General features: G+C 42.5%; 9 protein-coding genes and 1 pseudogene. 9 read left to right on the forward strand and 1 reads right to left on the reverse strand.

Annotated elements, in window-relative coordinates:
* The 8 genes from AKG33_RS07375 to AKG33_RS03700 all read left to right on the forward strand — a co-directional run.
* Positions 1 to 3,398: choice-of-anchor K domain-containing protein (locus AKG33_RS07375; RefSeq protein ID WP_200902141.1), on the forward strand; the 3,398-nt coding region annotated here is incomplete at its 5' end.
* 145 nt (positions 3,399 to 3,543) lie between these two features.
* The gene (locus AKG33_RS03675) at positions 3,544 to 4,332 is read left to right on the forward strand and encodes an ABC transporter permease (RefSeq protein WP_050707975.1); all 789 of its coding nucleotides are present in this window, start codon (positions 3,544 to 3,546) and stop codon (positions 4,330 to 4,332) included.
* Positions 4,333 to 4,341: 9 nt separating this feature from the next.
* The gene (locus tag AKG33_RS03680) at positions 4,342 to 5,043 is read left to right on the forward strand and encodes an ABC transporter ATP-binding protein (RefSeq protein ID WP_012030680.1); all 702 of its coding nucleotides are present in this window, start codon (positions 4,342 to 4,344) and stop codon (positions 5,041 to 5,043) included.
* A 30-nt stretch (positions 5,044 to 5,073) separates the two neighbouring features.
* On the forward strand, positions 5,074 to 6,066 hold the full coding sequence (locus tag AKG33_RS07465) for a glycosyltransferase family 2 protein (protein WP_200902142.1): 993 nt from the start codon (positions 5,074 to 5,076) through the stop codon (positions 6,064 to 6,066).
* The gene (locus AKG33_RS07470; protein WP_200902143.1) at positions 6,063 to 6,863 is read left to right on the forward strand and encodes a hypothetical protein; all 801 of its coding nucleotides are present in this window, start codon (positions 6,063 to 6,065) and stop codon (positions 6,861 to 6,863) included. The genes AKG33_RS07465 and AKG33_RS07470 overlap by 4 nt, the downstream gene beginning before the upstream one ends.
* On the forward strand, positions 6,860 to 8,005 hold the full coding sequence (gene glf, locus AKG33_RS03690) for a UDP-galactopyranose mutase (RefSeq protein WP_050707974.1): 1,146 nt from the start codon (positions 6,860 to 6,862) through the stop codon (positions 8,003 to 8,005). The genes AKG33_RS07470 and glf overlap by 4 nt, the downstream gene beginning before the upstream one ends.
* A complete protein-coding gene (locus AKG33_RS03695; protein WP_012030682.1) occupies positions 8,006 to 8,971 on the forward strand; it encodes a glycosyltransferase in 966 nt (321 codons plus the stop codon). It abuts the gene before it with no gap.
* Positions 8,972 to 8,984: 13 nt separating this feature from the next.
* Positions 8,985 to 10,340: a sugar transferase gene (locus tag AKG33_RS03700; protein ID WP_012030683.1), complete on the forward strand. Its 1,356-nt coding sequence runs from the start codon at positions 8,985 to 8,987 to the stop codon at positions 10,338 to 10,340.
* Between the two features lie 61 nt (positions 10,341 to 10,401).
* On the opposite strand, the gene AKG33_RS03705 is transcribed toward AKG33_RS03700, so the two are convergent.
* Positions 10,402 to 11,025, reverse strand: coding sequence for a YcbK family protein (locus tag AKG33_RS03705; protein WP_012030684.1), 624 nt, complete (start codon positions 11,023 to 11,025; stop codon positions 10,402 to 10,404).
* A 339-nt stretch (positions 11,026 to 11,364) separates the two neighbouring features.
* Here AKG33_RS03705 and AKG33_RS03710 point away from each other — a divergent pair.
* Positions 11,365 to 11,560, forward strand: a pseudogene (locus AKG33_RS03710) (transglycosylase SLT domain-containing protein); the annotation flags it as partial.

The following is an 11,560-nucleotide window of genomic DNA, read 5'->3' on the forward strand; positions in this document are numbered from 1 at the left end:
GCGTGAAACTGAAAATTGATCACAGTGATGAACTGACCGATAGAGCCGGCAGTGATACGGGCTACATCTATGACGGTAATAAAGATCCGAGTAAACCGTATGAACCGGGTAAACCGGATAATCCTAATGATGCTGATCAAGCACCGCCAAATAAGGATCCGATCGCAGTAGACGATAAAAATAGTGGTAAGGGTGGAGATCTAATAGAGGGAAATCTCATTAAGGATAAAGATGAATATAATCGCGCTGATTATGATCCTGACGGTTCTCAGGAGGATTTGAAAGTTGTTGAAATAAAAGTAGATACGGATGGCGATGGAACTCTTGATACGGTCACTATTGGCAAAGTAACCCCGATTACTGATAAAGACGGCAAACCAATTGGTACGTTAATCGTCCATGAAGATGGAACTTACAATTTCACATCTGATAAAGATTTTGTAGGTAAAGCTCCAGTTATTCGCTACGTCATCGTTGACGGTGAAGGAGCAAAAAGTAATGAGGCGATATTAACTTTAGAAATCACCGATAAACCTGCCACAATTACGATTGAAACGCCGGCGCGGGTAACGGAAGAGGGTTTGAAAAACGGTAATAAGGATTCAGATGGTTCTCCGGATGACGTTTCTTCAAAACTCAACGGTAAAGAGCCAATAGAATCTCATGGGGTCATTAATATTCGTGATGAAGACGATGATTTAACCGGCAGCACTGTTCAGTTAAAGAATTTAGCTAAGTTTACGAGTAACGGGAAGGAAATTGAATGGACGCAAGACGGCGCGAAACACACCGCTAAAATCGGCGATAAAGAAATTTTGATTGTCGAATTGGAGAATGGCGGAAATGTACAAAACGTTACGAAAAACGGTTCGGGATCTGATGCCAAAATTGGTTATACAGTGACTTTGAAAAATCCAGTTGATCACCCAAAAGCTGGCGTGGAAGACGTGTTGGATTTATTGGGAGATGTAATTGTTTCCAATAAAGACGAAGACGGCGAATTAGGCAACGCAAACATAACGCTCGTTCAAATTGACGACGATTCTCCAAAAGCCACTGCAATTGAACATAAGATTCAAGTGCAAAAAGACACCTTTATTTTGAGTGAGTTAAAAGCGGGATTTGATACCAACAATACTCACTGGGATAAAGGTGCTCCATATGGAGATTTTACTTCCGGAAATATTGATGGAGATGCTTTACACGAAAAACTCTCTTGGACTGGTCGGGACGGTAATAACAAAATTGCGAGCTACGAAGCCGACGAAGAGAAAGAGTTTAATGACGCCGGAAAAGATATTACAAAAGATTTTGGTAACCTCTTTAAAATTGGTTATTTCATTCATGAAAATAATCAAATTTTTGGAGGAAAAAATCTCTTTGATACCTCTTTGCAATTGAATTTCACGCTGGAAATCAATGGAGTAAAACAATCTATTGGAACCCACTACAACATGGTTCATGTGGAAACCAGTAATAAAGGCGATAATCACTATGATTCTAATGACTTAGTAATGATCCCCAATACGCATCAGTTAATTTCCGTAGGTGGTCAACAATATTGGTTGGATATTACTTTTGTTCAAAAAGGGAATAGCCGCGGTGATGTAGTTAGTGAAGCAAATGGCTATTCCAAGGAGTATGTGGAAGCCTATAACAGAGAACTTGCGTTGCGAGCGAAGAATTCTGGTAAGGAAGAACACGATTGGAGCGAAGCCGATCAATTAGCTTTTCTTGAAATTCAGAAGGTTTACTCTAACGATAACCGTGATGCATTAATCAAACATCAAAGAGAAAATGATATTGATGACGATAAAGATGGTTTAACTGATACCACAGCAATCGGCATTGACATTGGTCATATTCAAGATGTAACCGCTACGATTCAAACCATTTTTGGTAGAAGTCAGTCTGTTGCCGTTAAATATCACGATCTGAATAAAGATGGTAAGTTCGATGCGATCGATACTAATAACGATGGCACTATTGATTACTATGATACCGATCATGACGGTATTCTTGACGCACAAGACGCCGATCATGATGGCTCTATTGATCGTCAATATGATAAAAATGTCATAACGCTTCCTAAAGAGTTGGTTGGTGTCAATAATTATTATGCTGAATTGAACTCCAATGGGAACATCTATCTGAGAAATCAAGATCAGAACTATGAATTTGATTCAAAAGGAAATTATATTATAGCTGAGGATACTGGAACGAATGGTTCGGTTTATCGCGATGTTTTATATGCACAAACCAATAACCGCGTTGATCTTTACGATATCAATAAAGACGGCTTTATTGATGCCATTGATACCAATCGCGATGGCATAATTGATCATAAATTTGATGATTCCAAGATTTTGTATGATTACGCGGCAGCTCTAGATAAAGAAGGAACTCAAGTTATTGATACTATTGAAAATAAAATAAATGAATTTGATATTAAAGCGCGGTTAACGCCCGCAAAACCTATGCCCAAAGTTGATAACAGCATCGTGATTCAAGATGCTTTGGAAGTCGGCAGCGATAGTGAAAACGTTACGGTGGAATGGTCACAAAACGGCGATAAATTTGTTGGCGAGAAAAACTTTTCCAATGTTAACGGCATCAATTATGGAAAATTCATCGGTAAGGCCGACGGCAGTTATCAATTTATTGTTAGTGATGAATTGAGCGCACAAATAGCAGACGGTAAGACAGTTGCTCCATTGAAAATTGGTTTTAAATACACCGACAGCGATGGTGACTCTGCCGGACAAACGTTAACCTTCAATTTTGAAGAACACGATATGAAATCTATCGGTGCAGACGGGGTTCATATGAAGAACGGCGAAGATAGCAATGATTTCTTGATTGGATCTGTGTACGCCGATGAATTGCACGGTGGAAAAGGCGCCGATATTTTAGTAGGTTACGGCGCTATTAACGGCACTTCTTCCAACTACGATAAACTTTATGGCGAAGAGGGCAATGATATTTTGTACTTTGATAGCAATACGTACATCGACGGCGGCACCGGTGAAGACACTCTTTATTTGAATGGTTATTCAACGGATCTTTCTGGTCATGAGAATACAAAAATTGACTTTTCAGACGCAGATATCAGCTCGATGATCCAGCATATTGAAGTGATTAATATGGTTGATCCGACCCAAACGATTGCGAAAAATCAGGTCAAATTCGCGCAAGAATTAACGATTTCTGCCGATCAAGTGCTTGATTTATCGGATACGGATCAGTTGCGTATCGAAGGTGATAATCAAGATATCGTGCATTTGGGCGGATTTAAGCTCACAAAAACAGAGGGAGATTATCATCAATATACTGCTGATAACGGCGCGAGCGTTCAAATCAGCGTCAGTATTGACGAACACAATATTTATCTGTTCTAAACTTAAATATTGCTCAGAAAAACCGCCTCATGTAGGCGGTTTTTTAATGCCGTATTTATTCAAAACCAAGCGCAGATTTTGCGCAAAGACAAAGCCGCACTGCGCCATGTATAATGCGCCGGTTTCTATTCAAATTTTAATATTTATGAACAATCGCATTTTGCTCGATGATTTTACCAGCGCTTTTAAAAAACATTATTTATGGCGAACACTTGCGTGGTACGACATTCTCGCGCGTTATCGCCGTTCCGTGCTCGGACCTTTTTGGTTAACCATCAGCATGGCAGTTACCATCGCCGCGATGGGACCTTTATACGGCTCACTTTTTAGTGTTAATTTGGCGCATTTCATTCCGCATTTATCGTTGGGCATGATTTTTTGGGCATTTATCGCCGCATCAGTGAACGATTCTGCCAACACCTTTTCCGAATCCGCGCATTTTATGAAACAAATCTACATTCCAGCGCCGATTTTTGTTTTGCGCGTGATGTATCGTCAGCTTTTAATTTTGGGACATAATTTGCTGATTTATCCGGTTATTGCGTTATTGTTATCGCTGCCGATGAATCGCAACATTTTGCTGTTTTTTCCTGCATTAATGGTGGTTACCCTCAATTTAATCCTCATCAGCCTATTAATTTCAATTTTATGCGCGCGTTTTCGCGATATGACGCCGATATTATCCAGCATTATGTCGCTGCTTTTTTTCGTTACACCGATTATTTGGCAACTCGAACAATTGCCGGAACGTCGCAAAATATTTGTGGCGTGGAACTTATTTGCCTGCTTTTTAGATTTGTTACGCAAACCGATTTTAGGCGGCGTGCCCGCGATGCATGAATGGATTATTGCCAGCATCAGCGCGGTGATTTTGTTTTTTGTCGCGCTTCATGTTTATCAGCGCACGCATCACCGCATCACTTATTGGCTATAAGGAATTGATATGTTTATTTATTTAGATAACGTCTCCATTCGTTTCCCGATTTATGACGTTAAACAACGTTCGTTTAAACAAACGCTTTTAAATACGGCAACCGGTGGCAGAATTATCCACAATCAGCGGCAAGTGGAAATTGAAGCACTAAAAAATATCACGCTGAATTGTCAACAAGGTGACCGCATCGCATTAATTGGACACAACGGATCCGGAAAAACCACTTTATTGCGCGTGATGGCAGGCGTTTATGCACCCAGCAGCGGCACGATTCGCGTGCAGGGAAAAGTAACCAGTTTGCTTGATGCCATGCTTGGCATGGATCACGAAGCATCAGGATTGGAAAATATTTATCTGCGCGGTTTATTTTTGGGCTTAACGCCGAAAGAAATCCGCCCATTAATCGATGAAATCATTGCTTTTAGCGAACTTGATAATTTTATTCATATGCCCGTGCGCACATATTCCAGCGGAATGGTTTTGCGGCTGGCGTTTTCGATTTCAACGGTGATTGAACCGGAAATTTTATTGATGGATGAATGGATGAGCGTCGGCGATGATGTTTTTCGGCAAAAAGCAGAAGTGCGGTTGCAGGAATTTGTGAACCGCGCGGGGATTTTGGTAATGGCGACACATGATTTTGAAATGGCAAAACGCGTCTGCACGCGGCATATTTATTTAGAACACGGACAAATTCAATCCGTGAATTAGTTGGTGTCAACATAATGTAAGGAGGTAATCATGATTATACAATCAGGAATTTATCCAAAATATGATTTGTGTAGTCAGGAAGATTTATATTTTCGTTTCAATGAAAAATGTCGTTTAGATAGTTCATACGAGCGCATCGTGCTTGAACGAAAAGGAAAAATATGGACGGATACTTATTTTAACAGTTTAAGCGTTGGCAAATGGAAAAGGCACACCACGCTCAAACAGTTAACTTTTGCTCTGATTTTTCGAGGCAGGATTAAAATCAAATGGCAATTACATCGTGCACATCATCAATTTCGCGTTTTGGCTGAACATATTTTAGAACAACAAACGCTTTCTGATGTACATATTCCACTGGAGTTTTGGCAATGGTGCGATGTTGAAGACGGTATGTTATTTTTTGAAATCGAAGCACTGACAAGCTCAACCATCAGCCATTTTTATTATGAAACAAGCGATGCCGTTGCTCAATCAGTCAAACTCGGTATTGTTATTACGCACTATAATCGTGCCCAATTCGTGTTACCAGCGATTGAGCGTATCAAAACTCAATTATTACAATTGCCCGAATTTCGCGATAAAGTTTCTTTATTTGTTATTGATAACAGTCAAAATTTACCCGAACGCGCAGATTTAGCGCATGAATCCATTCATATCATTAAAAATCGCAATCTCGGCGGAAGCGGCGGATTCATGCGTGGGTTATTGGCGGTAAAAGATGGGGAATATACTCATTGTTTATTCATGGATGACGATGCCAGCTGCGAAGTAGAAAGTATTAAACGTAGCATCGCATTATTATCCTTTTTTAAAGACCCTAAAACAGCAATTTCCGGTGCACTTTTGCGTTCTGTTGAAAAATTTCGCCAATTTGAAAATGGTGCGCGATTTGACGGTATTTGCCACCAAATTAAGGGGGGGGGGATCTACGTCATATCCCAACTATTTTGTTTAACGAATTGGAAGAAAAGATCGATTACGGTGCATGGTGGTTTTTTGCCTTTCCTATCCGCTATATGACACATTACGCCTTTCCCTTTTTTGTCCGCGGCGATGATATTAACTTCTCGCTGAAAAACCGTTTTCCTATTATCACGATGAATGGCATCGCGGTTTGGGGTGATGATTTTGCCCTAAAAAATGGACCATTACCGTTATATCTTGATGTTCGGCATTGCATGATGCAGCATTTCCACCAATTCGTTCCCAACACTTTACTGACTCTCATCAAAACATTAAGTCGAGTTTGTTTGCCACCGTTGCTTACTTATCATTATGAAACGTCGCTTGCTGCTGTTATTGCCATTGAAGATGTTTGCCGTGGTTCTTCTTTTTGGTTGGAAAACATCGATATGCAAGAAAAACGTAAACAAATCGCAGCGATCACACATCACGAAAAACTTCAAAAAATCATGCAAGATGTGATTAATGAAGCGCATATTGGCAATCCTTGCGAAAATAAATGCGCTCGCCTTATACGTTGGGCAACTTTAAACGGGCATTTACTGCCACGCTGTTTTTTCAAAAAAGGTATGGTGTGGCAACACAAAGGTTTTTCGGGACGGTTGCGCGAAGTTTATCGTTATCAAAAAGTGCTTTACATTCATTTTCCCAGTCAAACCGGCATAATTTTATCGCACGATAAAAAACAGTTTTTTAGTATTTTATGGCGCTACTTCCTTGCTATCTTCCGTCTCATAATGCGTTATCGAATGCTAAAACAAGATTATCAGCGCCATTATGATGAAATGACCAGCGAGAGCTTTTGGCGGGCGCAACTTTCCGTACCCGTTTCAGATTTGGAGAAAGAAAAATGAATCATTATCTGATTGTTGGCGCTGGATTTTCCGGCGCCGTACTGGCAAGAAAACTGGCAGAAGCGGGGCACCGCGTTGATCTCATCGAACAACGCGCCCATTTAGGCGGCAATTGCCACAGCGCACGCGATGTGCAAACCCAGATTATGGTTCACGTTTACGGACCGCATATTTTTCATACGGATGATGAAAGCGTGTGGCAATTTGTTCAACGTTTTGGGCAGTGGCGCGCGTTTACGCATCGCGTAAAAACCACGGTCGGCGGCAAAGTGTATACCTTGCCGATTAATTTACACACCATCAATCAGTTTTTTCAAAAAGCATTGCGTCCCGAAGAAGCGCAAGCGTTTATCGCGCAAAAAGCCGAACGCAATATTACAGAACCGCGCAGTTTTGAAGAGCAAGCGCTCTATTTTGTGGGACGCGAATTGTACGACGCGTTTTTTAAAGGTTATACCGAAAAACAATGGGGCTGCTCGCCGCGCGCGTTGCCGGCAAGCATTTTAAAACGCTTGCCGCTGCGCTTTCATTATGACGACAACTATTTTGCGCACCGTTTTCAAGCGATGCCCGAATCGGGTTATACCGCCGTTATCGCGAATATGCTGGATCATGCGTCCATTCAAGTGCGATGCAATACCGCTTTTGACCATGCCATGAAAGAACAATATGACCACGTTTTTTATACCGGCACGTTGGACGGTTATTTTGATTATGCTTTGGGACGTTTGGCATATCGTACTTTGGATTTTGAACGTTTTGAAGCGGCTGGCGATTATCAAGGTTGCGCGGTGATGAATTACGGCGATCGAGACATTCCGTTTACCCGCATCACCGAACACAAACATTTTGCGCCGTGGGAAACGCACGACCAAACCATTTGTTACCGCGAATATTCGCGTGACTGCGGCGAAAATGATACGCCGTATTATCCGATTCGTTTGCTTGCCGAACAAAAAATGTTGCAGCGTTATGTGGCGCGTGCGCAGCAAGAAACAAAAATCAGTTTTTTGGGACGTTTGGGCACTTATCGTTATTTGGATATGGACGTTACCATTCGCGAAGCGCTCGATGCGGCGGAAATTGCGCTGCGTTTAGCGGCAGAACAACAACCTATCCCCGTTTTTTTTCGAGCAATGTAAATGTCATTAACCGCTGTTATCGTGACTTATAACCGACTCGCCGCGCTACAAAATACGGTGCGGCGCACATTGGCGGAAGCCGTTGATGCCGTCGTGGTCGTTAACAATGCTTCTACGGACGGTACCAAAGCGTGGCTTGATGAATTTGCCGCGCAGGAAAAACGTTTGATCGTGGTGCATTTGGCAAGCAATCAAGGCGGTGCCGGCGGTTTTGCGCAGGGCATTCGCGTAGGATTGGCGCAAACAAATAGCGATTGGTTGGTGTTATATGATGATGATGCTTATCCGAAAGCGGGCGCTTTTAACGCGTTTTCGGCGCTCGACAAAAATTTTGATGCGGCAGCGGCGGCGGTTTATCAACCTGATGGGGCGATTTGTGAAATGAATCGCCCGAGTTTTAATCCGTTTTGGCATGCGGAAAAATTTAAAGCGGTTGTGCGGCAAATGATGCGTTTTCAAAATCCGCGGCAAGCGTTTCACATCACTGATCAACAATACCGCGCGGAGCAAGCCGTCAAAATTGATAGTTCTTCTTTTGTTGGATTATTTATGCAACGTTCGTGGGCGGAAAAAATGCCGACGCCCGATCCGCGCTTGTTTATTTACGGCGATGATATTTTGTATACGCTCAATTTAACCGCCGCCGGCGGGCGGCATTGTTTTTTACCTGCCGTTTCATTTATTCACGACACCAAAACCATGGCGCAATCGGTGCAGTTTTATCGTCCGCGCTGGAAAAGTTATTTTCATTATCGCAATTTAATGTTGATTTACCGTTTGGCAGCGGGCAAATGGTTTTATGCGGTGGCAGCGCTCAAAATCGCGCAATGGAGTTTTTCGTGTTTACGGCATCGGCAAGGTTGGGCGCTGATGACGATTATTTGGCAGGCGAGTTATGCGGGCATCACGCGCAATTTATCGGCGTCGCCGCAGGAAATTATTAAACGCTATCAACATCTTGATTAAAAACCGGATCGTTATGACTCATCATCTTGCTCGTTACAGCGTTATTCTCACGCAATTGGCTGATATCTTTATTATTTTTTTCAGCGGTGTTTTGTGTTTTTTGCTTTATTTTCAAGAAAGTATTTTTAAATCGGGCAATGATGCGTGGCTGGTGATGACGACGGCGGTTGCCAGCGTCATTATTTTTTCTTTTATTAATGTTTATGACACGTGGCGCGGAAAAGTGCGCGTGGCTTTGGTGGCGCGGCTGTCGCGTGGTTATTGTTATGTTGCGCTGCTGCTTTTTAGTACGCTTTTTTTATGCAAACTAGGCGATCATTATGCGCGCGGTTGGTTAATTTTATGGTTGACATTTGCTTTTATCGGCACGGTTTTGCTGCGGATTGCGGTATATCGCGTTTTGCATCATGTACGCGTGCGCGGTTGGAATAAACGGTCGGTTGCTTTGGTGGGTAATGCGGATTCGTGTTGGTCAGTTTTGCAAAGTTTGCAACACGCGCCGCATACGGGTTTCCACGTTACCGCGCTGCGATTAGATGATCGGATTGATGCTTATCCGTTTCCTGAGAATACGGCATTTATCGCTGATAATTTAACTTTTGTTTGCGATGAAATTTGGATTTGTTTGCCGCTACGAGAAAGTTATCGTTTGGAAGCGTTGTTACGACAACTTTCTTTGTTGGCGGTGGATATTCGTTATTTGCCGGATATGAGCGATTTTCGATTGATGAATTATCAATTATCTTCCATCGCCAATCATTATGTTTTTGATTTGAATTGTTCGCCGATGCGCGGATTGCCGCGGATATTGAAATGGTTGGAAGACAAAATCATTGCGGTTTTGATGATGATTGTGTTTTTGCCGGTGATGTTGATGGTGGCGCTGATGGTTTTTATTTTTTTGGGGCGCCCGATTTTTTTTCGGCAGGAACGTTTGAGTTGGAACGGGAAACCGTTTGTGATGTATAAATTTCGCAGTATGCCCGTCAATCAACAGCACGACGCCGTTTGGGGACAAGCTGATCAAAAAACCACGTCGCTATTTGGGAAATTTTTGCGTCGGAGTAATTTAGATGAATTGCCGCAGTTGTGGAATGTTTTGCGCGGGGAAATGTCGCTGGTGGGGCCGCGTCCGGAACAAACGCATTATGTGGAACAATTTAAATATGAAATTCCCAATTATATGCAAAAGCATATGATGAAAGCGGGCATGACGGGTTGGGCGCAGGTGCATGGTTTTCGCGGCGATACCGATTTGAGAAAACGCATTGAATATGATTTGTGGTATATCGAAAATTGGTCATTGTGGTTGGATTTTAAAATTTTGTATTTAACCGCGCGGCAGATGATTTTGCCGAAAAAATCATAATATTAGGCGCGGCAGTTTTTAAAATAGTTCATAAAAAACCCCGCAAAAGCGGGGCAATTGATTAATGATAAAACCATTCGCGCACGGGACCGGAGTCAACGTGGATAAAATTTGAATTGCGGTATAAACCGATGCCGCCGGCGTTGAGGCGTTTGGCAATGATTTTGAGTTGCCGAGAATTAAATCCATCGATGGTGATATCGGCTGCCATGGCTTTCATGTGGTAGCTTTTTTGCGCGACGCTGTGCGAACGGCGCGAAAGCATGCGATTGGTTTGCGGTGAACGGTATCCGCTGTTGAGTTGAATGGAATGGTTGAGTCCAACGTTGCTTTGAATGTAATGCAAAATATTGAGGAGATCGATGTCAACGGTTTTGATTTGTTGTTGACGAAAATCGCGGAAAAATTTGCTGATTTCGTCGATAGAAACTTTGATATAACCGTAATCCGGTGCCCAATAAACGGTTCGCAGCGTTTCGCCGGTGTGCGGATTATGCATGCGAATGACGCGATCGCGCCGCGCCGCCGCTTTTGCCCATTCGCTGGGAAGTAATAATCCTGCTGTTGCGATGGCTGCCGTTTTAATAAAAGTGCGCCGCTTCGTACAACAAGGACAAGAGCCGTGATGAGCAAAATCTTCTACGGTAATTAAATGACTTTCAAAAGAATGACGAGTGTTAAACATAGTTTTTTCCACAGTTAATTTTTACGCACGACAACCCTCAAACCGAGTTGATGAGGGGCAAAAATTATCGTTGCAGGAGCAACAAACCCGTGGATTTTGACGAAAAAGCAAGTAATGATCAAGCCGTAATCGGCGTTAATGAGAAAAAAATGAAGACTTACGGTATAAGTTAAATTTTAATGATTTAAGAATAAATGCGACGGATATGATGAGCGTATTACTTTATTGGCAAGAAAAAATGCCGATGCTTGCGTTAGGCAAAAGATGCTGGTAAAACCAGCGTTTTTCTTGGGGAGTCTTATTGTGCGTTTTATACGGGTAGGGTGGAGGATTGTTGTGATGATGCTTTTTGCAGGTTGTGCGCATCGTTCTCCGTTATCTACGCAGGAAACGGTAGCGGAAGAAAAACCGCGGCAGTTGTTAACGGCGAGCGATGCGCGTTTTGATTTTGAACTGCAACCGCCGGTTTATGCTCAAGAAGATGCGTGTATTTTATTGGAGGAACGTCCTCATTGGCGGTTGGCTTTTCAGGGAG

It is taken from the genome of Dichelobacter nodosus, from assembly GCF_001263335.1.
Taxonomy (GTDB): domain Bacteria; phylum Pseudomonadota; class Gammaproteobacteria; order Cardiobacteriales; family Cardiobacteriaceae; genus Dichelobacter; species Dichelobacter nodosus.

Excerpts from the sequence above, each read along its gene's own strand:
- AKG33_RS03675 (WP_050707975.1), top strand. The coding sequence starts at position 3,544 with ATGAACAATCGCATTTTGCTCGATGATTTTACCAGCGCTTTTAAAAAA.
- AKG33_RS03680 (WP_012030680.1), top strand. The coding sequence starts at position 4,342 with ATGTTTATTTATTTAGATAACGTCTCCATTCGTTTCCCGATTTATGAC.
- AKG33_RS07465 (WP_200902142.1), top strand. The coding sequence starts at position 5,074 with ATGATTATACAATCAGGAATTTATCCAAAATATGATTTGTGTAGTCAG.
- AKG33_RS07470 (WP_200902143.1), top strand. The coding sequence starts at position 6,063 with ATGACACATTACGCCTTTCCCTTTTTTGTCCGCGGCGATGATATTAAC.
- glf (WP_050707974.1), top strand. The coding sequence starts at position 6,860 with ATGAATCATTATCTGATTGTTGGCGCTGGATTTTCCGGCGCCGTACTG.
- AKG33_RS03695 (WP_012030682.1), top strand. The coding sequence starts at position 8,006 with ATGTCATTAACCGCTGTTATCGTGACTTATAACCGACTCGCCGCGCTA.
- AKG33_RS03700 (WP_012030683.1), top strand. The coding sequence starts at position 8,985 with ATGACTCATCATCTTGCTCGTTACAGCGTTATTCTCACGCAATTGGCT.
- AKG33_RS03705 (WP_012030684.1), bottom strand. The coding sequence starts at position 11,025 with ATGTTTAACACTCGTCATTCTTTTGAAAGTCATTTAATTACCGTAGAA.